This is a genomic window from Paenibacillus sp. 1A_MP2, from assembly GCF_052244825.1.
Taxonomy (GTDB): Bacteria; Bacillota; Bacilli; order Paenibacillales; family Paenibacillaceae; genus Paenibacillus; species Paenibacillus vandeheii.
The window spans coordinates 327,165-351,428 of record NZ_JBQQCS010000001.1 but is presented as its reverse complement, the minus strand read 5'-3'; the positions used below and the strand labels follow the sequence as shown (position 1 = coordinate 351,428).

Sequence of the window (24,264 nt, the reverse complement as noted above, 5' to 3'; positions counted from 1 at the left end):
CTTATCATGAATAAACATTTTGGAGGAGGATGATCCAATGAGCCGGAGAAGAAGTGTAATGTCGGATGAACTCAAGAATGAACTGGCGAAAGACCTAGGGTTCTATGATACCGTTCAGCAAGAAGGCTGGGCGGAATCAAAGCCAAGGATGCAGGCAATATGGTAAAACGGGCCATTCAACTTGCGGAAGAAGCGGCACGCAAATCGTAATCCGGTTCAATCGGTTTGGAGAGCGGGGCAATCCGGCAGGAATGACCTCGCTTTTTCCCCATGGATGCGGAATAGAAATGACTTGACAGCCCCATTTTGATATAATATGTTAAGTTGTCTTAGGGAAAAGGTGAGGACGGGTGAACGCCTTGAAAATTTACGAAAAAGCGCCTGCTAAAATCAATTTGATGCTAGACGTTTTACATAAAAGAAGAGATGGATTTCACGAAGTTGAGATGATCATGACGATGGTGGATCTTGCCGATCGACTGGAGATGTCTGAGCTTCCTCGTGACACGATCTTTATCTCCAGTCAGGCGGGATATATCCCCCTGGATGAGAAGAACCTGGCTTTTCAGGCAGCCAGGCTTATTAAAGAGCGTTATGACGTGAGAACCGGAGTTCATATCCATCTGGACAAAAAAATTCCGGTGGCCGCTGGACTTGCTGGTGGCAGCAGTGATGCAGCAGCAACGCTCCGTGGATTGAATCGCCTCTGGCGTCTCAACATCCCGGATCAAGAGCTTCAAGAGCTTGGAGCTGAACTGGGCTCGGATGTGCCTTTCTGCATTACAGGTGGAACAGCACTCGCCACAGGCCGTGGGGAGAAGCTCACACCGATGCCCAATCCTCCGCAATGCTGGGTGATCTTGGCCAAGCCGCCGATCAATGTATCCACTGCCGATGTCTATGGACGTTTCCGCAGCGACAAGATTGTTCGTCATCCGAGTGCTGCCAAAATGGAGCAGGCCATTCGCAATCAATCTTTTGCCGAAGTATGCGGGCAGATGGGGAATGTGCTTGAGGATGTAACCTTGAAGCTGTATCCGGAAGTTCAGCATCTGAAAGATGCTATGATTCGGCTCGGAGCAGACGGAGTATTAATGTCTGGCAGCGGCCCAACCGTGTTTGGGCTGGTCTCTAAGGAGTCCAAGGTTGCACGGATCTTCAATGGACTTCGAGGCTTCTGTAAAGAAGTATATGCCGTACGTATGCTAACTTAAAATTCGCTTTTATAATGTACAAACACGTATAAAGGTGGTATATTTTTAAATAATTATTCGGATTTGGATGTTTTCCGTGATCGTGAGGATGGATCTCTGTGAAGAAATTAAAACGAAGCGCAAGGCTGGTTGAAATGACGCAGTACTTATTGTCTAGACCGCATACGGTTATTCCGTTGACTACATTTGCCGAACGCTATGGAGCTGCGAAGTCGTCGATCAGTGAAGATTTGGCGATTATCAAGGAAGTGTTCGAAGAAGGTGGTTCGGGAGAACTGCATACACTGGCTGGAGCAGCCGGGGGAGTGAAGTGGATTCCAAAGGTGTCCAGAGAACTGGCACTGGCTTTTGCGGAACGACTTTCTACCCAGCTTGCACAGCCAGACCGGATACTCCCTGGTGAATACCTGTACATGTCCGACCTGCTTGGAAAGCCCGCATTGATGAATGAAGCCGGCAAGATTTTTGCAACGGCCTTTGGCAACATGGATATTGATGTGGTGATGACGGTCGAGACTAAAGGGATTCCGCTTGCTTATGCGACCGGGGCCCAGCTCAACCTGCCTGTAGTGCTCGTGCGCAGGGACCATCAGGCTACGGAGGGATCGGCCGTAAGTATCAATTATGTATCCGGGTCCCATAAAAGCCTACATACCATGTCCCTATCTCGGAGGGCCATGCGTGAGCATTCCAGAGTACTCATTGTAGATGATTTTATGAAAGCCGGGGAACTGTTCAAGGGATGATCGACCTATTGGCCGAGTTTAATGCAACCGTAGCCGGGGTAGGCGTATTAGTAGAATCTGGATCGGTTGATTCGGAAGAACGACTGCTGACGGATTACATATCTCTGGCAAAGCTGACGGCGGTTGATGCGAAGAGCAGACACATCTCCGTCAAGCCTGGCAACTATTTTGACCTGTAGAATTATGACGAATTACATGTCGGGAAAGGGTCTTTTCCATCGACCTGGCACTAACGTTGTCGAATTGTGTATTAAATAAAAAAATTCCTGAAATTAGGACATTTTTGTGGTTATAAAAAGAAGGAGTTCGTATAGGCTGTGTGGAATTATACACCAAGTTCTGATGGAAAAAGGTGGTGAACACACACATGCAAATTACGGATGTCAGACTCCGCCGTGTTAACTCTGAGGGGAGAATGAAGGCTATCGCATCCATTACCATCGATAACGAATTCGTCGTTCATGACATTCGCGTCATCGATGGCAATAACGGAATGTTTGTTGCTATGCCGAGCAAGCGGACTCCTGACGGAGAATTCCGTGATATCGCCCACCCGATTTCTTCCGGTACTCGCGAGAAGATTCAAGCAGCTGTTTTGACTGAGTATGATCGCGCAGCAACTGAGGAAGAAGTCATTGAAGAAGGTGCCTGAGAACATTATTGGGGTTCGAAGGAAAGAGAGCCATGTCTTATGGCTCTCTTTTCTTTTGACCGGAATAAGATATATTCAGTATTGAGTTTATTCACAGAAGAGCATTTTCGCAGCTTGAATGCTGCAAAATGTTGAAAGAACAAAAAGCGCAGCGTGCGCTTGGTAACAGGGCGGCATCTTAGGAATCATGGGATTCGGTTAAGCTCGCAGGTACACGGCGTACATATAGGTCACGATTTGTTGGTGTCCGCTGTTACGCGTGATTACAGAGACAGCAGGCGATGAACAAGACCGGCAAAAGCCGGCTGAACGTTACTCATCGGATATATACAGGTAAGGTCAAAACGATGGGTTTTTCAGAACAGGAGGTCGTAAATTTTGAAAAGAATGGCAATCGTTCTTGCAGCAGGGCAAGGCAAACGGATGAAATCGAAATTGTACAAGGTACTGCATCCCGTATGCGGTAAACCGATGGTGGGTCACGTGCTGGATGCAGCTCTTCGCGCAGGCGTTGAACGCAGCGTCGTTGTGGTCGGCCACGGAGCCGAAGCGGTGCAGTCATTTTTGGGTTCCAAAGCAGAGTACGTGCTTCAGGCTGAACAATTGGGAACAGGGCATGCGGTGAAGCAGGTTAAATCTCTGCTCGGCAGTGAAGCAGGGTCTACCATTGTTGTCTGTGGAGATACACCACTTGTGACCAGCGAGACGCTGGAAGGACTGATGAAGCTCCATGAGAGTCGCGGAGCAGCAGCAACAGTACTCACAGCAAAACTGGACAATCCCAAAGGGTACGGCCGCGTCATTCGCGGAGAAGATGGATCTGTACAGCGCATTGTGGAACAGAAGGATTGCACGGAGCAGGAAGATGCTGTGAACGAAATCAACACAGGTACGTACTGCTTCGATAATGCCAAGTTGTTCGCTGCATTGGAGAAAGTGACGAACCAAAATGCGCAGGGAGAGTACTACCTCACTGACGTGGTTGGCATTTTCCGTAATGATGGAGAAGTGGTAGAAGCCTATATGTCAGATGACATTGCGGAATCCATCGGGGTTAATGATCGTCTTGCCCTTTCACAAGCAGAAGCGTTCATGCGTGAACGTTTGGCGGTAAGACATATGTTGAACGGTGTTACGATCATCGATCCGGCATCGACATATATCGGGGCGGATGTTACCATTGGATCAGATACAGTATTGTATCCAGGCACCATACTCAAAGGTATGACTACTATTGGTGAAGCATGCCATATTGGTCCACAGGCAGATATCGAAGAAAGTACCATTGAGGATGGGGTAACAATCAAGCATTCTGTACTGTCTCAGGCCGAGGTTGGATCAGAAACAACCGTAGGTCCATTTGCTTATTTACGTCCAGGCACCAAACTGGGCCGCAACGTAAAAATTGGTGACTTTGTTGAAGTGAAAAATGCTACAATTGATGAAGGCTCCAAAGTATCTCATCTCAGTTATATTGGTGATGCTAAAGTTGGGAAAAACGTAAATGTTGGATGCGGGGCAATAACGGTGAATTATGATGGATATAATAAAGCTGTAACGACGATTGAGGATGATGCGTTCGTAGGCAGCAATGTCAATCTGATTGCACCTGTTACGGTAGGAAAAGGCGCATATGTTGTTGCGGGCTCTACCGTTACCCATTCTGTTCCCGACAACGATCTTGCGATTGCCCGCCCACGCCAGGAGAACAAACCTGGGTATGCGGAGAAAATTCGGGGTCGTGCCAAAGCCAAGAAACAAAATGCCAAACCCGAATAAGGGGTTTTGATATTAAGTATTGCCTCCCGAACATCGGGGGTGCCGACATGTCGCAGACGCTTATAGATTCCAATGAACCAGCACGGAGGGTTTTTATTTTATGACTTATTTTGATTCGAAATTAAAAATATTTACTTGCAATTCTAACCCCAAGCTTGCCCATCAAATTGCTGATTATATCGGAATTCCTATGGGTGAATCTCACACGACCAGCTTCAGTGATGGTGAGATCCAAGTGAAACTCTCTGAGAGTGTTCGGGGCTGTCACGTCTATATCGTGCAGTCTACTTGCTTGCCGGTTAATGACAACCTGATGGAAATGCTCGTTATGATTGATGCGCTTAAACGGGCATCTGCCAAGACGATTAACGTCGTCATTCCGTACTATGGTTATGCCAGACAGGACCGTAAGGCACGTTCGCGTGACCCGATTACAGCCAAACTGGTTGCTAACCTGATCGAAAAAGCGGGTGCAACCCGTGTAATTGCGATGGACTTGCATGCCATGCAGATTCAAGGATTCTTCGACATTCCGGTTGATCACCTGCTCGGCGTGCCGATTCTGGCTCAATATTTCCGCTCGAAACAGATCGAAAATCCGGTTGTTGTATCGCCTGACCACGGCGGCGTAGTACGCGCTCGGAAACTGGCGGACTTCCTGAATGCACCTCTCGCAATTATCGACAAACGTCGTCCAGAGCCGAACGTCAGCGAAGTGATGAACATTATCGGTAACATCGAAGGTAAAACAGCAATTCTGATCGATGACATCATTGATACGGCGGGAACAATTGTACTGGGAGCGAATGCTCTGATGGAAGGCGGCGTAAAAGAAGTATACGCTTGCTGTACTCACCCGGTATTGTCTGGACCTGCGATGGAACGCTTGGAGAATGCACCGCTGAAGGAAGTCATTGTAACGGATACCATTCCGATTACGCATGCTAACCCGACAAGCAAACTTAAAGTGTTGTCTGTAGCACCTTTGCTCGGAGAAGCCATTATCCGGGTTCATGAGGAATTGTCAATCAGCAAGCTGTTTGAAATTGAATAAGGATGTCTGCATAAAGTAGTAGAGGGGTTACGTTTTCCGGATCAATGGAAAATGTAACCCCTGTCGGCGTGCCGTTATATGGGAAGTGAAAACAGGTGCCTGCCGAATTTCAGTATCCGGGGCGGGAGATAAAACGGAACCGGCGCCGATGAAAAGAGTGTCGGCGATTTCGACAAATTGATTATCGAAACGTGTGATTAGTCCGATCTCAATATGGGTGTCGCGGTCATATACCTGTACAGGTACGTGATATTCCAGATGATAGATAAAATCGCTATGTTGAGTCAGTTGTCCGTTGTCTTCGCGCAAAACCCGCTCACCTTCCTGGGTTGATGAATAAAAGCTATAAACATGATATAAGTTGAAACTACGTTTACACCAAAACGGAGAGTGCAGAACCAATCTGAAGAAGCGGAGCGTGCGCCTTTATCACCGGATTTTTCCCTTGGATCAAGGGAATAAAGAAAATCTGGGGATAAGAGCGATCGAAAGATGGTACTGCAATCGGAGTGATTAGGTGTAATAATCGTTCAAATTATATAACCAATTCGAATCTCACTTTGTTGATATTATATGAAATATAACAATCGAAGTCTATGCTTCACCTTAGGCTGATCCAAAGGAGGGAACAAGATGAAGTGGATTGTCGGCCTCGGGAATCCAGGCCCGAACTACGCTAAAACCCGTCATAATATCGGCTTTATGGCACTCGATCGACTTGCAGAACGTCATCATATCTCCATAACACAGAGCAAATGCAAGGCGCTGATTGGAGAAGGTGTAATTGCTGGCGTCAAAACGGTGCTGATTAAACCAATGACGTTTATGAACCTTTCCGGTGAATCGGTAAGGGCCTATATGGATTTTTATAAAGTTAGCCTGGAAGACCTGATTGTCGTTTATGACGACATGGACACGGAAACAGGCAAAGTCCGATTGCGATACCAGGGCAGTGCGGGTGGTCACAATGGAATCAAATCCATTATTCAGCATACCGGTACACAGCAGTTTAACCGGGTACGGATGGGAATATCCCGACCAGAACCGGGACATGCCATTGTAGACTACGTACTGTCGAAGTTTATGAAGAACGAAAAGGAAGCGCTCGATCAAACCATTGAACAGACTTGTGATGCATTGGAGTATAGTTTGGATCATACGTTTGAGCAAACGATGGCGAAGTTCAACGGGTAAACCCTTGCAAGCGAATCTGGAAAAATGATCAAGATTCGGGTTCGATTCGGTCTTAATGGGCATACTGAACGTATAAACCATGTTCAGGAGGCATAAACATGTCAGTGAATTATGTGTGCAGGCATTGCCGTACTTTTATTGGACGAATCGATTCTGCCCGAATAACGGAAGCGCAATTGGGCTTTCATTTCTTGACCCCGACGAGCGGAGGGATATAATAGCGTATAATTCCGGTGGTGATATTACGGTCCGGATTACATGTGATTATTGCAAAGAAGCTCTGGAATTCAATCCTGAGCTGAGCCTGCTTGCGAGCCCGCTTCAATAACGATCTCGCCTGCAGCAAGAACTTATGACAGATGATGGCGGCTGCGGAATACCGCTCCACCTTTATAGCCTTGGCAGCCTGCTGAGGCTTCTTTTCAGTTGGGACGAAACCAGACTATATCCTAATTCGCGCTCAGCCACATCAAACCGATGTGGCAAAGTAGCGATTAATCCTTTATGATGAAACAGGACAAAAAGGAATTTGTATCCAATTTTAATATGATGAACTGCGCGCAGGCGTGAGATACTCAAGTAAGTTATAAGAGAGGTGCCCCTTTTGTTACAAGCACTTATACAAGCTTTTCCAAAGATCCGGACTTCGGGTCCATTACGACCGGGATTACATCCGGCATGAAGGAGCAATTGGTTTCGGGCTTATCCGGATCGGCGCGTCAGATTATGCTGGCTGCCCTACATCAGGAAATGAACCGTCCCCTGCTCGTTGTGACACACAATATGTTTTCCGCTCAAAAAATCGCAGAAGATTTACAGGAAGCGCTTTCACCTGATCAGGTGCTGCTCTATCCTGCCAACGAACTTGTTGCCGCAGAGGCTGCTGTCTCCAGTCCAGAAACATTGGGACAGCGTATTGATGTGTTGGTCCGTTGCGCCCAGGGATTCAGGGGCGTTGTTGTTATTCCTTTTTCCGGGGTACGGCGCTATGTTCCACTTCCGGAAGTGATGGCTAATGCTCAGATTACAATTAAACAAGGCAGCACGCTTGAGCTGGATTCATTCCTGCTGGAGATGGTGAAGCTCGGATATGAACGCGTGGAGCGTGTAGAATCTCGCGGCGAGATGAGTGTACGTGGAGGGATTATTGATTTCTATCCAGTCACATCGTCCATTGCGTATCGTGTGGAACTATTCGACGATGAGATCGATTCCATTCGGACATTTGATCCGGCAGACCAGCGTTCCATTGAACGAATTGACGAAGTCACGGTACTGCCGTGCAAAGAATTAATTGCAGATCGCGAACGTATGGAAAAGGCTGCGGATGCAGCTGTTATTTTGCTTGAGCAGCAGTTGGAGAAAATGACAGACCGGCAGGCGAAGCTTCGTCTGCGAGAAGAAATCCATCGCGAGATCGAGCTTCTTCGGGAGCATGTGTATTTCTCTGAAATGTATAAATATATTTCACCGCTCTATCCGGAGAATAAGACCATCTACGACTACATGCCGGAAGATACGTTGCTTGTACTCGACGAGCCAGCAAGGCTGGCGGAGACATCGAAACAGCTTGACCGGGATGAGTCGGAGTGGAATCTGCATTTGATGCAAAATGGGAAGACCCTTCCAGACCTGCATCTGTCAGCCGATGGAGATGATCTGATATACGAGCGTCCTTTCCAAACGCTGTTTATGTCCATCTTTTTGCGTCAGGTTCCTCATACCCAACCGCAGAACATCCTCAATTTTATCAGTCGCGGTATGCAGGACTTCCATGGTCAGATGAACGTGCTCAAAGCAGAGATGGAGCGCTGGCAGAAAGCCGGAGTTAAGGTGCTCATGCTGGCCAACGGTGAGGAAAGACTTGATCGCATGCGCCGGGTACTGATGGATTATGATATACCTGAGCCGGAAATGCTGATTGGCAATCTGCAAACTGGATTTGAAATGCCTTCTATTCATCTGGCTGTTGTTACCGAAGGCGAGATGTTCTCGCAGAAGCAGCGCAAAGTGCGCAAACCGGTTCGAAATGTGGACAATGCTGAACGAATTAAATCCTATAGTGAGCTGAAAGTGGGCGATTATGTCGTTCACCAAAATCACGGGATTGGTAAGTACCTCGGGATCGGTACACTTGAGGTTGGCGGTATTCACAAGGACTACATGCATATTCTCTATGCGGGTGGAGACAAACTGTCTGTACCGATTGAGCAGATTGATCTGATTCAGAAATATGTCGGTTCAGAAGAGAAAGAGCCGAAAATATATAAGCTGGGCGGTAATGAGTGGACACGGGTTAAAAATAAAGTCCGCACATCTGTTCAGGATATTGCTGATGATCTAATCAAGCTTTATGCGGAACGCCAGACGTCCAAAGGTTTTGGCTTCGACAAAGACTCTGCGGAACAGCAGGAGTTCGAGGACATGTTCCCTTATGATGAGACACGTGATCAGGTGCGTGCAATTGAAGAAATCAAGAAGGATATGGAACAAAATCGTCCGATGGACCGTTTATTGTGTGGAGATGTCGGTTACGGTAAGACCGAGGTCGCTATTCGTGCTGCATTTAAGGCTGCCATTGAAGGGAAACAGGTTGCTGTGTTAGTCCCTACAACGATTTTGGCACAGCAGCATTATGAAACGTTCCGTGAGCGGTTCTCCGGTTATCCATTCAACATCCATGTACTTAGCCGATTCCGTTCACGTAAAGAACAGAATGAGACGGCCAAAGGCATTAAGGCAGGCACCGTCGATATCGTCATCGGTACCCATCGGTTATTATCACAGGATCTGGTCTTCAAGGATCTTGGACTCTTAATAGTAGATGAAGAACAGCGCTTCGGTGTAACGCATAAGGAAAAACTGAAAAAGCTGAAAACAAACGTGGACGTGCTGACACTGACAGCGACGCCGATTCCGCGTACCCTTCACATGTCCATGTTGGGTGTTCGGGATCTATCGGTTATCGAGACACCGCCAGAAAATCGTTTTCCGGTCCAGACTTATGTTGTTGAACACAGTCAGGCGCTTGTTCGCGAAGCCATTGAACGTGAACTGGCTCGTGGCGGTCAGGTTTACTACCTGTATAACCGTGTACAGGGAATTCAGGAGATGGCCGCGGAGATATCCGAGTTGGTTCCTGAAGCCAGGGTTGGTGTGGGACATGGGCAGATGTCGGAAACGGAGCTGGAGAAGACCATTCTGGACTTCCTGGATGGCGAATATGATGTGCTCGTCAGCACAAGCATCATCGAGACCGGGGTGGATATTCCAAACGTAAATACCCTGATCGTGCATGACGCGGACAAATGGGGCTCTCCCAGCTGTATCAGCTGCGTGGACGAGTGGGTCGTTCCAACCGGATTGCGTATGCCTATTTCACGTACCAACGGGACAAAGTGCTGACCGAAGTCGCTGAGAAACGTCTGCAATCGATCAAGGAATTCACCGAGCTGGGTTCCGGATTCAAGATCGCGATGCGCGATTTGTCGATCCGCGGCGCGGGCAATCTGCTCGGAGCTGAACAGCACGGCTTCATTGCATCTGTCGGATTCGATCTGTATTCTCAGATGCTGGCAGAGGAAATCAACAAACGTAAAGTTACGATGCTCGGCGAAGAGCCGGTGCCATCCGATCAGTGGAATACCACGCTGGATCTCAGTATCGATGCGTACTTGCCGTCTGATTATATTTATGACAGTATTCAGAAGATTGAGATTTACAAAAAAGTGGCGGTTATTGCTTCCTTCGATGATGCGATGGAACTAGAAGACGAATTGGTTGACCGATTCGGCGATCTTCCGGAAGCCGTGATTAACCTGCTGGCGGTAGCCAGAATGAAAGTCTATGGCAAGATCTACGGTATTGAGTCGATTTCCCAACGCGGTGACGATCTTACAGTGAAGTTCTACGAAGGCCGTGAACATGCCTTTGAGCTCTCCAAAATCGCACACATTGGAAATCAGTTCGAAAGACGTGTACAATTTGAACAAGGACCCCATATGCTTATTCATGTCAAAGGCAAAGGGCTTGGGGACAAGCAACTGATGGAGCTGGTAGAGAAATTTCTGGAGTCCATGAAAAGTGCTTTTAAATCAAAGGGGGAACTAAAGGATGTTAGCAAAGTATAAAAAAGTGGGGAAGGTACTGTCTGTGAGTATGGTAGCAGTACTGTCCTTATCACTGCTTGCCGCTTGTGGCAAGAAGGAAGAAGCAACAACGGAACCAAAGGATACAAGTGCTGTAGTCGCTACGTATGAAGGCGGTACAATTACAGCCAATGAATTTGACATGGAGCAACGGGTCATGAAATTCCTCTATCCGGAATATGCACAAATGATGGATATGGATGATTTCAAGGAATACCTGGTGAAACAGGAAGTTGCTTATGAATATTTGAGTGGAAAAGCAAGTGATGCAGCCAAAACCGAGGGTGCCAAAACAGCGACAGAGCAATTCGACAAAATGAAAGCTTCTGTTCAAGCGGACCAATGGACTGAGATGCTGAAAGCTCAGAATCTGACAGACCAGAACATCAAGGATTACATGACTCGCATCATGACGGTAATTAAGGACAAAGAAACAGGCGTTACTGAAGATGCGATTAAAGCTGAATTCGAGAAAAATAAAGATCAGTTCACGACGGCTTCCGTTCGTCACGTACTGATCAACTTTACTGATCCAAAAACGCAAAAAGAGCGTAAAAAAGAAGATGCATTGAAACTTGCGAAAGAAGTGAAAGCAAAATTGGACGGCGGAGCAGACTTTGCTGAAATTGCGAAGAAATACTCCGAAGATACAGGTTCTGCAGAAAACGGCGGCTTGTATGAAGATACACCTGTAGCTAGCTGGGTAGAGGCGTTCAAGGAAGCGGCCAAAACGCTGCCATTGAACAAAATCAGTGATCCTGTAGAGACTGAATATGGTTATCACGTCATGAAGGTAGAGAAACGCACAGAAGCGGACTACGCGAAATTGACTGCTGAACAAAAAGAAACGCTGAAAAGTCAATTGGCTGCTGCCGAGATCGACACATTCATGACCAGCGAACTGGACAAAATCGTAAAAGAAGTAAACTTGCCGAAAACAGACAAGGCTGAAGAAGGCACGACTGAAGGCACAACCGGTACTGGAACGGAAAAGGGTACTGAGGGTGAAAAAACCGATGCGGGTACAGATACCAAAACGGATCAAGGAACAACTGGAACCGACAAGGAAACAAAAACAGATGAAAGTACAGATACAAGCGGTAAATAAGATAGCGAGTGCATACATTCAGCAAATACGTTTGTCTGGATGATACACTGAACGCTTCAAATATGGACAACCATACAGAAAAGCAAGAGGGACTCAAGGCCTGCCTCTTGCTTTTCCTTGTATCTATGGAGCGAAGTGGGTACATGGTCGCCTTCTGTGGAAGTTTACACAACTATATTCTCCAAAGTATGTATAAGGAAATGGGAACAGATAAATACTATTGTCAAGATATCACACTAAACGTTCTGGGACTTTCCTCTACCCATTAAGGAACAGTAGTTGAAAAATCTTCTCGAGAAAGTGGGGCAACATGTGAAATGAAAGCTACTGGTATTGTCCGCCGTATTGATGACCTTGGTCGAGTGGTCATTCCGAAAGAAATCCGCCGTACGTTACGTATCCGTGAAGGCGATCCACTTGAGATTTTTGTGGACCGCGATGGAGAGGTTATTCTTAAAAAATACTCGCCAATTGGCGAACTTGGTGATTTTGCCAAAGAATATGCAGAATCGCTGTATGAAAGCACAGGCCATGTAACGATGATCTCTGACCGTGATACGATTATTACGGTAGCAGGTGGCTCCAAGAAAGAGTATCTGGACAAGCAGGTAGGGCCACTGCTGGAGAGTTGCATGGAAAATCGCAAGACAATCCTGGAAACCAACAATGGTTCTTATGAGCTTAGCAAAGATCATGACGAGACGTTATCATCGTTTGTTATTGCCCCGATCATTTCGGGTGGTGACCCCATCGGAACGGTTATCCTTTTCAACAAGGATGAATCGGTGAAGATGTCTCAGATGGAAATTAAAATGTCCGAGACGGCTGCCGGGTTCCTTGGCAAACAGATGGAGCAATAAACAGCAGATCAACTCCTGGTGCCCTGAGGGTATACAGGAGTTTTTTGCATTTTAGGAAAGCTGTAGACTTTCTGAGCGATATCCTGAAGGGCAAGATGCCTTGAAGGGTTAGTCTGTGTGCCTTTGGACAGGTATAATAGCTAGGTATACGTTGAAGGAAAGAATGCATGGACATACGCAGGAGGGTCATATGAATCAGTCGTCTACAGGCTCAAGATTGCTTCAGGGTGCATTTGTGCTTGGGCTTGCCGCCATTATATCCAAAATCATTGGTGCTTTTCAGAAGATTCCGCTACAGAATCTGGGGGAGACGGTGTTTTTGGCATCTACAATACGGTATACCCGTTCTATATGCTCATAATTACTGTTGCTGCCGCCGGATTGCCTGTCGCTGTATCCAAATTCGTAGCCGAGCAGAATGCTCTGGGCAGACCGGAGGAGGGCAGACGAATTATCCGTTTATCCTCGATGCTGCTCGGTGGGATTGGACTGGTGCTGGCCTTATTGATGTATACAGGCGCACCGCTTATTGCCAATTGGATTGGCAACGGAAGTGTCGTTACGTCCATTCGGGCAGCTTCTATGGCTTTGTTGTTTGTACCCGTGATGACAGGGCTGCGCGGATATTTTCAGGGTTTGCAGCAAATGGTGCCTACAGCAGTATCCCAGGTGGTGGAGCAGACTGTTCGGGTCACCGTGATGATTGTTCTGTTATTGTGGCTCATGGGGCGAGACGCCTCATTGGAGACTATAGCGGCTGGAGCCATGCTTGGATCAGTGGCAGGGGGCTAGCCGGGTTAGTCACCATGCTTGGATATGTGTACCATCATCGGCGGAAAAACAGAGAACGGCCCGCTGTTATGCAAGGTGCTGAATCGGTAACGGGACAACCGCTTGATGCGATAGCTGTTCCAGGCGGAGAGGGAATGCAGAAATCTCCTCGCAGCGTTAAAAGGGACAACTGGAGCAATGAAGTTGCAACAGATGAATCGTTACTTGTACAGTTGGAGGGAACAAAAGAATACAGCACCACAGGCAGCGGCCCTCTTCCTGAAGAGCGCCGATCCAACCGGGATTGGATCAAAACATTGCTGATGTATGCCATTCCGGTCTGTCTCGGATCACTGGCTGTGCCATTGATGAATCTGGTCGATACCTTTACGGTGCCGCGATTGTTAAGACGAGAGGGGCTGGATGAGCTTCAATCCATGGTGTCCTTCGGGATTTATAACCGGGGCTTACCGCTGGTTCAGCTGGTGACGATGCTTGCCACGTCGCTGTCTGTGCTCTTTATTCCGGCGATGGCCGAAGCCCGGCTGAAGGGCGGGCCAGAAGCCGTGAGGCAGCAAGCAGGCCTTGCGCTGCGCTGGTTCTGGTTGATCGGTCTGGCGGCATCCGCCGGTTTGGCGGTGCTGGCAGAACCGATCAACCGCATGCTGTACGGGGATGCCGCAGGCACCGAAGCTCTGCGGTACATGGCGCTGACGGCAGCGGGCAGCACCGTCAGCATTATCGCGGCGGCGCTGCTGCAAGGCCTCGGCGCCGTGCGCGCACCCGCGTTCAGCATGCTGGCCGCCGCAGGCGTCAAGGCGCTGCTGAACGTCATGCTTGTGCCGGCGCTGGGCATTAGCGGCGCGGCCCTGGCAGGCGCAGTCGCCTACATGCTGGCGGCTGGCCTGAATGTGGCGCTGCTGGCGCGGCTTGTCGCCCTGCGCCCGGCCCCTGGCGCCGTCCTGGCGAAGCCGGCGCTGGTAATCGCCGCCATGAGCCTGGCGGCGGCAGGCACGGCCTGGGTCGCCGAAGCGCTGCTCGGCGGCATCGGTATCGCGGCCGATCGCCGTCTGGCCGCGATGGGCGTGAGCCTGCTTGGCATAGCCGCAGGCTCAGCCGTGTTCTTGCTGCTAGCGGCCCGGACGGGGCTGCTGACCGCCACAGAGCTGGCGGCTGTGCCCAAGCTGGGGCCGCTGCTGGCCAAGCTGCTGCGCAGACTGCGTGTGCTGCGCTAAACTCGGCGTTGCGCTGTTCCATTTAGCGCTACGCCGTCCATTCATCCCGGCTCTCACATTCTAAAGCGGAGCAGCAGAGATTGAATGAGTCAGACCGTATCATATGCAAATGCAATTATAGGATAACGTCTAATTCTGGTATAATACGTGTAATTATAGAGCCCTGTTCTGCTTTATGTATGGCCCATCCACGATTGGTTTGACAAAGGATGGAGATTCGGAACAGGAAAGTTCGGATGGAGGCTTATAAACATGAGTGCAGCTTTGACAGTAGTCGGTCTTGGATCTGGAGATGCCGATCAGCTGACGGTAGGAATCATCAAAAAAATGAAACATGCAGCGACGCTGTATGTGCGCACACTGGATCATCCCGTATTGAATGATTTGAAACAGGAAGGGCTGGAGATGACATCCTTTGATGCCATCTATGAGGCGAAGGATTCTTTTCCGGAAGTGTACGACGAAATTGCAGACCGACTGATTGAGGCCGCACGCAAGGGCGAGCCGGGTACCGAGATAGTTTATGCCGTGCCAGGCCATCCCATGGTCGCAGAAGCGAGTGTACGACTGTTGAAAGAGCGCTGCCCGCAAATGGGCATCTCGCTGCGTGTCTTGGGCGGCGAGAGTTTCCTGGATGAAGCGTTTATTCGTCTTGGATTCGATCCTATTGAAGGTTTTCAGCTTCTGGATGCCAGCAGTCTGAATACGGAACTGGTGCAGCCGCAGCTCCACACCTTGATTGGACAAGTCTACGATGTGTTTACCGCTTCCGACGTAAAACTGTGCCTGATGGACGTTTATCCTGACGATTATCCGGTATTTGTTGGGCATGCCTTGGGTGTACAGGGACAGGAGATCATTCACAAGGTACCGCTGCATGATCTGGACCGGATTGAAGGGTACGGTAATTTATCATTAATATATGTGCCAAAAAATACGGATGACGCGCTTCGTAGACGCTCCTTCGCACGACTGCATGAAATCGTGAATATTCTTCGCAGTCCAGGTGGCTGTCCTTGGGATCAGGAGCAGACCCATCAGTCGATTCGCAAAAACCTGATCGAGGAAACCTATGAAGTCATTGAAACGATTGATGAAGATGACCCTGATCACATGAAGGAAGAGCTTGGTGATCTCCTGTTGCAGATTTTGCTGCACTCCCAGATGGAAGAAGAGGTTGGCACGTTTAACGTGTATGACGTTATTGAAGGATTGAACGACAAGCTAATTTTCCGTCATCCACACGTATTCGGCGAACAACAGGCAGAGAATGCGAATGAAGCATTGCAAAACTGGGAACAGATGAAGGCAGAGGAAAAAAAGCGCAAGGGACAGGATCTGCAGCAGATTTCCGTGTTGGACGGCATTCCGCGTGACTTGCCTGCCTTGATGAAAGGGTACAAATTACAGAAAAAAGCGGCCAAAGTCGGCTTCGATTGGGATGACGTGGATGGTGTCTTTTCCAAGATTGAGGAAGAACTGGCCGAGCTGAAAGAAGCGGTACAGCATAATCAGTCTGCGGAAGAGCGGAAGCTTGAACTGGGCGATTTATTGTTTGCGGCTGCCAATGTAGCGAGATTTATTGATACAGATCCGGAGGAGGCACTTGCCGCCACGAATCGAAAATTCATTCAGCGTTTCCAGTATATCGAGGAGCGTCTGCGTGAACAGGGAAGAACTCCGTCAGACAGTAATGTTGATGAAATGGAGCAATACTGGCAGGCAGCGAAGAAGGCTGGATTGTAAAGGGAACTGGCATTTTGGACGATGATCCGATATCATTAGTTGCATCATGCGTATCGTGTCGTCGAAGCATCTCGGCGGGTTGCACGAGAAAGCGTGTGATTAACGAAGAGGTGTTTCGGGTACTGGACTTAGACTGTTCTTGGGCAGGACCGACAAAAAGTGAAAAAAGTCGAAGACCGAGGCAGGATTTCAGATGCCAAGCCAGAATACATGTGTAGTAACCTTGCGCGGAGCCAGCAGCAGATATGTTGTTATGGATTCGCAGATACTTTTTTTTCAATTTGGGAGGCTTTTAAAAATGAACAAAACAGATCTGATTAACAACATTTCCACCAAAAGCGGTTTGACTAAAAAAGACGTTGAGTCCGTATTGAACGGCTTTTTGGGAGAAATTACAGATGCACTTGCCAGCGGAGACAAAGTACAACTGATCGGCTTTGGCACTTTTGAGACCCGCAAACGTTCCGGTCGTACCGGACGTAACCCGCAAACAGGGAATGAAATCGTGATTCCTGAGTCCACCGTTCCTGCGTTCAAAGCAGGCAACAAACTTAAAGAAGCCGTAAAATAATGCGTCTTGATAAATTCCTGAAGGTCTCCCGGCTGATCAAACGCCGCACTGTGGCCAAGGACGTCTCTGAACAGGGACGTGTGCTGGTGAACGGACGTGAAGCGAAGCCCAGCGCCGCTGTCAAAGTGGGCGATGAGCTGACGGTTCAGTTCGGTCAAAAGCTGGTCACTGTGAAGGTGGAACGTCTTGCCGAGAGTACCAAGAAGGATGAGGCGAGCAGCCTCTACACCTTGGTTAAGGAAGAGCCGATCGCCAAGGATAATGGGCTGAACTGGTAACAGGGATGCCTGATATACGTTTGTAACCATTCATTGCAAAATGAAGAGAAGCGCCTTTCCCGTACAGGGAAGGGCGTTTTTGTGTTGATCTTTTATCCAGATATTCGGTTTCATCCAACCTTGGTTCTATTCTTTACTTTTGATCCATAAGCTAGGGGTAAGAAGGAGGGGTACATGCCATGGTTGAGCAAAGTAAGACGAAACAGCATCATCTGAGCATGCAGAATCGGAAACTGCTGGATCTGACGGGTGTCTCCAATGTGGAGAGCTTCGACAGTGAGGAATTTTTGCTGCAAACTGAACTTGGGCATCTGACCATCCGGGGCACAATTTACATATCAAAAACTTAAGCCTGGAGGACGGTTTATTATCCATCGAGGGCACTGTCAGCTCTCTTCAATACCTGGACCCCGGTTCCCAGTCGAAGAACAGTAAAGGCCTGTTCGGCAAGATGTTCCGATGAGTCCGGATACTCAATGGATCACATTGATGTGGATGCTGATGTCGGGAGCCGTGATGGGGATGGCCTACGACAGTTACCGGGTACTGTCCGGTCAGCTGCGGTTCCCGAGATGGAGCGTCCACACGTTAGATCTGTTGTATTGGGTCGCCTCCGCGCTGTTCGTCTTCCGGATGCTGTATGCCGGGAACCACGGACAGCTGCGGTTTTATGTCTTTTTGGGGCTGATTATAGGGGTTTGCTTCTATTTTTGGCTTTTAAGTGTTACAACTCAGCGTTTTGTGGTAATGTTAATTAAACTCGCAAGAACGCTGATTCATTGGTGTGGACATATCCTTAACATCCTGATCGTTATGCCCGCTAAAGGACTTTACAAGTTAGTGCGCGTATTAATTGGTTTTGTACTCGCCATACTGTTATTCCTGGGTAAGCTGGTGCTGCAATGTTTGGTACCTTTCGGCAAGTTGTTCCGCTGGATGTTTAGGCCAATCCTGAAACATTGGGTTACGCCACGTTGGATGATCCGTGCGGGTTCAAGTATCGCAGCAATGTGGAAACGCTGGTTTTAAGGAGGTCCGATAATGGGTAAAACACCTATGAGCAAATCAAAAGTACAAGCAGGCCAAGGAAAATCTGCTGGTGCCAAAAGGCGTCTCATGCTTTGGATGACTTTTATGGTTGTGTTTATCATTTGGGCAGGGTATACGTTCCTTGTGCAGACTGCACAAATTTCGGACAAGAGTTCTCACCTGGCGGCACAGCAAGCTTCAAAGGAAGAAACAGAGAAGAAGCTGGATCAGTTGAAGTATGAAGTCAGCCGGTTGAAGGATCCCGAATACATAGGACAGCTGGCTCGAAAAAAGGATACTATCTGCCTGAGGAAACACCAATTCAGGTTGAAGAGTCAGGGAACTGATGTAATTTGGCTCATTATCGAGCAAGGATTGTTATCTATATGTCTGAAGCCGTTATACCGGAAAAAATAGGCTTCCTTCAGGGGTAGTGCTCAGTTGACCTTGGTTTGCGGCATAAGGTATAATTAAATTAGCACAGCATTGATTTTGGCATTCAAAAAATCGGGTTGTATATTTTTAAGGGAGGATCATTTTATTCTATGGCAATTGAAGTGGGCACCAAGTTAGAGGGCAAGGTGACAGGCATCACGCATTTTGGAGCATTTGTGGATCTGTCAGGAGGTGTCACGGGTCTCGTTCACATCTCGGAAATCGCCGACAATTATGTCAAAGATGTCAACGACCACCTGAAGCTTAATGACCTCGTTACCGTTAAGGTCATCAACGTTGACAAGGATGGCAAGATTGGGCTTTCCATTAAGCAAGCTGTTGACAAACCGGTTGAGCAACAAACACAGTCCAGACCCCCAAGAGCTCCTAGACCGGAACGCAGTGGAGGAGATCGCGAACGATTCAGCGGCGGAGGCCCAAGTGGTGGCCAAGGTCGTGGCGGCGGTGGTGGTGGTGGATTTAACCGTGACCGCGGAGGCCGTTCTTTCAAGCCCGCAGCAGGCAAACCTTCATTTGAGGATAAAATGTCACGCTTCCTGAAAGATAGCGAAGAACGGATTTCTTCGTTGAAGAAGAACACAGAAGGCAAACGTGGTGGCCGTGGAGCCAAGCGCGTTTAATCTGGTTCAACCTGATTTAAAATATAAGAAAAACCGTTAGCCTTGGGGCTGGCGGTTTTTTTGCGTTTGTTTTCAATTTTGGAGTTTAACGGGTCAGTTATAGACAATAGACCGGATTCATAGCCGTTTTTGTAAAGTGAAGTTCCATATCCCCAGCTTTTCTGCACAGGAAAAAAAGTACATAAGAACATTTGTCGTCTACCATTTTTTACCGACAGGTTTCCGTGGCATTCCACAGGTATCCTGCTCATATCGTGGCGAAGCCGAAGGGCTTCCGGTTCAAAATCAGACAAGCGCCTTGTCGGCGGGGGATCTGCCAAATGGATGAAACCACAATAAGGCCGGGGGTTCCGCACCACCGCGCCGCATCTGTTTCTTTTGTCGTAAAGTTTTTGAAGCCTGCCCACCAATTCTGACAAACTACGTCTTCTATTCTATCTATAATCAGAACCATCGAGAACGAAACACGAAAATTAAATTAATCGAATGGGGTGCCTTGAGGATGATGGAAAAGTGGAATGTCATTCAATTTCCGGGAATGAAAGCTGGTAAAGGAGGTACGGAAGCTCGGGAGGAGCTGTCAGTACGTCTTAAGCAGTGGATTAGCTCCCGCAAGGCCGTCCAGATCGTTGCTGCACGTAAATGGGTGCTGCTTCTCACCTTTATGGGATTTTTGCTGGGCAAGGCCATGATTCTGAATGAATTATCGCCCTTTGCGATTGCTTACTTTGCGGTAATAGCCTTCATGCGCAGGGATTACATTATTCCGGTAGGTGCCGCATTGCTGGCAGGCAGTCTCTTTGCCCCGTTTCCGGTACCACTGATTGTTGCTTCGGAGATCGCCATCTTCTATCTGTTGTTCAGAGGACTGGAGTCTTATGACCGCGCTGAATTATCTTATGCGCCAACGATGGTGTTTACGACTACTTTTATGGTCAAGTTATTCGCCGTCGTGATAGGGCCGTCTTTCAGCTGGTATGCCATGCTAATGCTGACCATGGATTCCATACTCAGCTTCGTGCTCACCCTGGTTTTCATACAAGCCATACCGATCTTCACGTATCGGAAAAAAAAATTCAACCTAAAGAACGAGGAGATCCTCTGTTTAATCATCTTGCTGGCCTCCGTGATGACGGGAGCCGTGGGCTGGACGATTCAGTCCCTGTCCGTCGAGCATATGCTCTCCCGGTATCTCATTCTGATCTTTGCCCTGGTGGGCGGAGCCCCCTGGGAGCCTCGGTTGGGTCATTACTGGCCTCATTCTGAGTTTGGCCGACATGTCGGCGGTATATCAGATGAGTCTGCTTGCTTTTGCAGGCATGCTTGCGGGTATGCTTCGGGAGGGGAAACGTGCTGCGGTCGCGTTAGGTATGCTGCTGGGTTCCTCCATTCTATCCATCTATCTGGGTGGTCCGGGAGACGTCATGAATTCCTTGTGGGAAACGTGTGCAGCCATTGTTCTGTTTATGCTGACGCCAAAAAGCATGCTGACGGCCATATCCAAATATGTTCCTGGTACACAGGATCACACAAAATCGCAGCATGAATATGCGAAGCGGATCAGGGATGTCACCGCAGAACGGGTTACCCGCTTCTCGCAGGTATTCCGCCAGCTGTCACGCAGCTTCGATCAGATGTCCGGCGCGGGGGAGCCGGTACAGAACGAAGGCGGGATGGAGCATTTCATGAATGCCGTAGCCGAAGGGACATGTTCGGGTTGCTTTAAGAAGGCCCAATGCTGGGATGCGAAGTTTATTCAAACCTATAAATATATGACGGATGTGATGAGTTCCATTGAAGCCAACCCGGAGATGTCAGGCAAGCAGATTCCGGTGGAATGGAACAGGGTATGTGCGAAACCGGAGGAGGTACTTGAAGTGATGCGCGCCCAGTATGGTCTGCATCAACATAACATGCAATGGAAACGTCAGATTATAGATAGTCGACAGCTGGTTGCAGAGCAATTATCAGGAGTATCCCAGGTGATGGAGGACCTGGCGAAAGAAATTCAACGGGAAAGTGATGAGATGGTGCAGCAGGAGGAACAGATTCGGGATGCGCTTGAATCGTTAGGTCTGTCCATACATTCTATTGAAATCATTAATCTGGAAGCGGGGAATGTGGAGATTGAGATTGTTCATGCGTATACACGAGGATTTGACGAATGCCGGAAAATGATCGCTCCCCTGATCTCGGATGTACTGGACGAGCATATTGCCGTCTTGAATGAGACGATGCTCGATCCTCGCCAGGGGCTGGCGACAGTCACCTTTGGATCTGCCAAAACGTTTGAAATAACAACGGGTGTTGCTGCTGCCGCCAAAGGGGGAGATGTGATGTCCGGGACAGCTTCAGTACGGTTGAACTCGGCAATGGTACATTTGCGGTTGCGCTTAGCGATGGCATGGGCAATGGCGAACGGGCACGTATGGAGAGCAGTGCTGCGCTAAATATACTGGAGCAGTTGTTACAGTCGGGCATGGATGAGAAGCTGGCGATCAAATCGGTGAATTCCGTTCTGCTGCTGCGTTCTCCTGAAGAAATGTATGCAACGGTCGATATGGCTCTGATCGATGAATATACGGCAGAGACCACGTTTATGAAAATCGGCTCTACTCCAAGTTTTATTAAACGAGGGCAGGAGGTTATTCAGGTTTCGGCAAGCAATCTGCCGATTGGAATTATCAAAGATATTGAGGTGGATCTGGTAACCGTACAGCTTCAGCCTGGGGATGTTTTAATTATGATGACAGATGGCATCTATGATGCACCGGGATATGCCGTCAATAAAGAGTTATGGATGAAGCGTCTCATTCAGGAAATTGATAGTGATGATCCTCAGGAGGTAGCAGATTGCCTGCTTGAAAGTGTTATTCGTTATCAGCAGCATGAGATCTATGATGATATGACTGTAATTGTAGGCAAAATAGAACATTATCGTCCGGAGTGGGCCACATTGAGAGTACCTGGAATAAGCCGGATGGAACGTCCGCGCACCGTCAGTTAATTGCATATTCCTCTGTTTGAAGTCTCTTCATTCTGGCAATGCTAGTCATAGAGTTGGAGAGTAACCCAAAACGGAGGGATATCGGATGAAACAAATCTTGTTGATCACCGACGGTTGTTCCAATGTAGGCACAAGCCCCGTGCTGGCTGCTGCGGAAGCGCGGGAAGAGGGAATTACGGTCAACGTGGTCGGTGTTATTGATTATGGAACCATTGGTGAGTTGGGCAGTCGGGAGATCGAGGATATTGCCAAAGCCGGAGGTGGAATCAGTCAGATCGTAGGCACAAGACAGCTTGCTCATACGATGCAGATGATGACAAGAAAAACGGTGGTTCAGACCATTCAACAGGCGGTTAATAGAGAGTTAACACAAATTTTGGGAGAGCACGAGCCGAAAACGGTAACAGACCTTGAACCGGCAAAACGGGCGCAGGTCGTTGAAGTGATGGATGATATGGCCGAGACAACGCCACTTCAGGTCGTGCTTCTCATTGACGTAAGTGCCAGTATGAAGCCGAAGCTGGCTGCTGTGGAGGAAGGGATTCGGGATTTAATGCTTAGCTTGCAGGCACGTATGGGTCAGAGCCATCTTTCCGTCTTTCATTTTCCTGGACGACATAGCGGAGAAGAAGCTGTCATGGATATCGACTGGACAGTTGATCTGAGCCGTGTTCGTTCGCTATTTGGACGTTTGCAAATGAAGGGAGCGACGCCGACAGGTCCTGCGATTCAAAAGGTGATTGATTTTTACCGTTATGGTACACTGGAGGGACAGCAGGAAATAGAAGGGAACTATCGCATTGAAAGAGAAGGGATGCTCGGTGACAACGTTGTCTGACGCCTCTTTCCCGCCAGGAACAGTCATAACAGGGAAATGGAATCGCAGCCGTTATACGATTCGGAAGCTGCTGGGCAAAGGAGCCAACGGCATCGTTTTTCTTGTCCAGCGGGGTGAAAATGGCAAACATTATGCGCTTAAAATGGGATTTGACCCTGTAGATTTGCAATCGGAAATTAATGTGCTCAAATCTTTTCAATTACAGCGTAATCATGAGGCCCTTCGACAGAGCGGTATTCCTTCCTATCTGAAAGATGTGGATGACTACGCTATTCGTGGTCGTGACATTCCCTTTTATGTGATGCGTTATGTTCGGGGGAGTCTCTGCACCACTTTATTCGGCGACAGGGAACGGACTGGACACTTCTGGTTGGGCTCAGACTCTTGCAGAAGCTGGCTCAATTGCATCAGGCTGGATGGGTATTTGGCGATCTTAAACCCCAAAATGTACTGGTATCCGATTATGGGCAGGTAGAGCTTATCGACTATGGTGGAGTGACTTCAATTGGCCGGAGCGTTAAGCAGTTCACGGAATGGTATGATCGCGGATTCTGGAATGCGGGTAGCCGGACAGCAGATGGAACCTATGATGTGTTTGCTTTTGCGTTATTACTCATTCATGTACTTGAAGCCGATGCACTCAAAGCGCTGGTTGCAGAAGGATTACCACAACTTCGAAGTGTGAACCAGCTCACAGCCCTCGTGGAGCGCAGCGAACGCCTGCGTCCATTTCGAAACTGGACCATTCAGGCATTACGAGGTCAGTTTCAGGATGCGGGACACGCGGCTAAAGACTGGAAAGAGATGATGGCACGCCCTTCTCCTCTTCGTCGCCGTTCCAAAAGTACAACACCGCGTTGGCTCAAAAATGCATTTGCTGTATCCGTTATATTACTTATTGGGGTACTCATCTATGCACTGCGATTCTGACCTGTGAGCGTGCATATACATAACGTAA

Annotated in this window: 16 protein-coding genes and 8 pseudogenes; 22 read left to right on the top strand and 2 right to left on the bottom strand. The window is 48.5% G+C overall.

The window, feature by feature from the left end; genetic code table 11:
* Positions 1-37: 37 nt before the first annotated feature.
* From ACTWJ7_RS01955 to ACTWJ7_RS01930, 6 genes and pseudogenes are all read left to right on the top strand, one after another.
* A pseudogene (locus ACTWJ7_RS01955) lies at positions 38-210 on the top strand (protein sspF).
* Between the two features lie 149 nt (positions 211-359).
* Positions 360-1,214, top strand: coding sequence for a 4-(cytidine 5'-diphospho)-2-C-methyl-D-erythritol kinase (gene ispE / locus ACTWJ7_RS01950; protein WP_079347492.1), 855 nt, complete (start codon positions 360-362; stop codon positions 1,212-1,214).
* A 98-nt stretch (positions 1,215-1,312) separates the two neighbouring features.
* A pseudogene (purR, locus tag ACTWJ7_RS01945) lies at positions 1,313-2,139 on the top strand (pur operon repressor).
* Between the two features lie 188 nt (positions 2,140-2,327).
* A complete protein-coding gene (gene spoVG / locus ACTWJ7_RS01940) occupies positions 2,328-2,612 on the top strand; it encodes a septation regulator SpoVG (protein WP_017691372.1) in 285 nt (94 codons plus the stop codon).
* A 387-nt stretch (positions 2,613-2,999) separates the two neighbouring features.
* Entirely contained in the window at positions 3,000-4,391 is a 1,392-nt protein-coding gene (gene glmU / locus ACTWJ7_RS01935; protein WP_443146330.1) for a bifunctional UDP-N-acetylglucosamine diphosphorylase/glucosamine-1-phosphate N-acetyltransferase GlmU, read from the top strand.
* A 100-nt stretch (positions 4,392-4,491) separates the two neighbouring features.
* Positions 4,492-5,445 (top strand): ribose-phosphate diphosphokinase, encoded by a 954-nt coding sequence (locus ACTWJ7_RS01930; RefSeq protein ID WP_017691370.1) that lies wholly within the window; start codon positions 4,492-4,494, stop codon positions 5,443-5,445.
* A 27-nt stretch (positions 5,446-5,472) separates the two neighbouring features.
* Here the strand turns inward: ACTWJ7_RS01930 and ACTWJ7_RS01925 are convergent, their stop codons facing one another.
* The gene (locus tag ACTWJ7_RS01925) at positions 5,473-5,754 is read right to left on the bottom strand and encodes a hypothetical protein (RefSeq protein ID WP_443145081.1); all 282 of its coding nucleotides are present in this window, start codon (positions 5,752-5,754) and stop codon (positions 5,473-5,475) included.
* A gap of 324 nt (positions 5,755-6,078) precedes the next feature.
* Here ACTWJ7_RS01925 and pth point away from each other — a divergent pair, with 324 nt between their 5' ends.
* From pth to ACTWJ7_RS01860, 13 genes and pseudogenes are all read left to right on the top strand, one after another.
* Positions 6,079-6,639 carry an aminoacyl-tRNA hydrolase gene (pth, locus tag ACTWJ7_RS01920; RefSeq protein ID WP_079347437.1) on the top strand — a complete coding sequence of 187 codons (561 nt, stop codon included), beginning with the start codon at positions 6,079-6,081 and terminating at the stop codon, positions 6,637-6,639.
* A 98-nt stretch (positions 6,640-6,737) separates the two neighbouring features.
* Positions 6,738-6,967, top strand: a pseudogene (locus ACTWJ7_RS01915) (anti-sigma-F factor Fin).
* Positions 6,968-7,243: 276 nt separating this feature from the next.
* Positions 7,244-10,769: pseudogene (gene mfd, locus ACTWJ7_RS01910) on the top strand (transcription-repair coupling factor).
* The gene (locus ACTWJ7_RS01905) at positions 10,753-11,895 is read left to right on the top strand and encodes a peptidylprolyl isomerase (protein ID WP_079347441.1); all 1,143 of its coding nucleotides are present in this window, start codon (positions 10,753-10,755) and stop codon (positions 11,893-11,895) included. Before mfd ends, ACTWJ7_RS01905 begins: the two are co-directional and overlap by 17 nt.
* Positions 11,896-12,212: 317 nt before the next feature.
* On the top strand, positions 12,213-12,755 hold the full coding sequence (gene spoVT, locus ACTWJ7_RS01900) for a stage V sporulation protein T (protein WP_024633717.1): 543 nt from the start codon (positions 12,213-12,215) through the stop codon (positions 12,753-12,755).
* Positions 12,756-12,945: 190 nt separating this feature from the next.
* Positions 12,946-14,761 (top strand): annotated as a pseudogene (locus ACTWJ7_RS01895) (putative polysaccharide biosynthesis protein).
* Positions 14,762-15,013: 252 nt separating this feature from the next.
* Entirely contained in the window at positions 15,014-16,507 is a 1,494-nt protein-coding gene (gene mazG, locus ACTWJ7_RS01890; protein WP_301882516.1) for a nucleoside triphosphate pyrophosphohydrolase, read from the top strand.
* A gap of 298 nt (positions 16,508-16,805) precedes the next feature.
* On the top strand, positions 16,806-17,078 hold the full coding sequence (locus ACTWJ7_RS01885; RefSeq protein ID WP_017691362.1) for an HU family DNA-binding protein: 273 nt from the start codon (positions 16,806-16,808) through the stop codon (positions 17,076-17,078).
* The gene (locus tag ACTWJ7_RS01880; protein WP_024633720.1) at positions 17,078-17,356 is read left to right on the top strand and encodes an RNA-binding S4 domain-containing protein; all 279 of its coding nucleotides are present in this window, start codon (positions 17,078-17,080) and stop codon (positions 17,354-17,356) included. The genes ACTWJ7_RS01885 and ACTWJ7_RS01880 overlap by 1 nt, the downstream gene beginning before the upstream one ends.
* A 179-nt stretch (positions 17,357-17,535) precedes the next feature.
* A pseudogene (gene yabP / locus ACTWJ7_RS01875) lies at positions 17,536-17,819 on the top strand (sporulation protein YabP).
* Positions 17,816-18,385: a spore cortex biosynthesis protein YabQ gene (gene yabQ / locus ACTWJ7_RS01870; RefSeq protein WP_053778919.1), complete on the top strand. Its 570-nt coding sequence runs from the start codon at positions 17,816-17,818 to the stop codon at positions 18,383-18,385. The pseudogene yabP and the gene yabQ overlap by 4 nt, the downstream one beginning before the upstream one ends.
* Before the next feature lie 12 nt (positions 18,386-18,397).
* The gene (locus ACTWJ7_RS01865) at positions 18,398-18,802 is read left to right on the top strand and encodes an FtsB family cell division protein (RefSeq protein WP_443145080.1); all 405 of its coding nucleotides are present in this window, start codon (positions 18,398-18,400) and stop codon (positions 18,800-18,802) included.
* 128 nt (positions 18,803-18,930) lie between these two features.
* Complete coding sequence (locus ACTWJ7_RS01860; protein WP_053778917.1) at positions 18,931-19,461, top strand: S1 domain-containing RNA-binding protein; 531 nt, start codon at positions 18,931-18,933, stop codon at positions 19,459-19,461.
* Here ACTWJ7_RS01860 and ACTWJ7_RS01855 read toward each other — a convergent pair.
* On the bottom strand, positions 19,458-19,880 hold the full coding sequence (locus tag ACTWJ7_RS01855) for a hypothetical protein (protein WP_301882512.1): 423 nt from the start codon (positions 19,878-19,880) through the stop codon (positions 19,458-19,460). The two genes, ACTWJ7_RS01860 and ACTWJ7_RS01855, sit on opposite strands and share 4 nt — an antisense overlap.
* An 83-nt stretch (positions 19,881-19,963) precedes the next feature.
* On the opposite strand from ACTWJ7_RS01855, the pseudogene spoIIE reads away from it, so the two are divergent.
* The 3 genes and pseudogenes from spoIIE to ACTWJ7_RS01840 all read left to right on the top strand — a co-directional run bounded on the left by spoIIE (position 19,964) and on the right by ACTWJ7_RS01840 (position 24,236).
* A pseudogene (gene spoIIE / locus ACTWJ7_RS01850) lies at positions 19,964-22,468 on the top strand (stage II sporulation protein E).
* Positions 22,469-22,553: 85 nt separating this feature from the next.
* On the top strand, positions 22,554-23,306 hold the full coding sequence (locus tag ACTWJ7_RS01845) for a VWA domain-containing protein (RefSeq protein WP_079347451.1): 753 nt from the start codon (positions 22,554-22,556) through the stop codon (positions 23,304-23,306).
* Positions 23,290-24,236: pseudogene (locus tag ACTWJ7_RS01840) on the top strand (serine/threonine protein kinase). Before ACTWJ7_RS01845 ends, ACTWJ7_RS01840 begins: the two are co-directional and overlap by 17 nt.
* Positions 24,237-24,264: the final 28 nt, after the last annotated feature.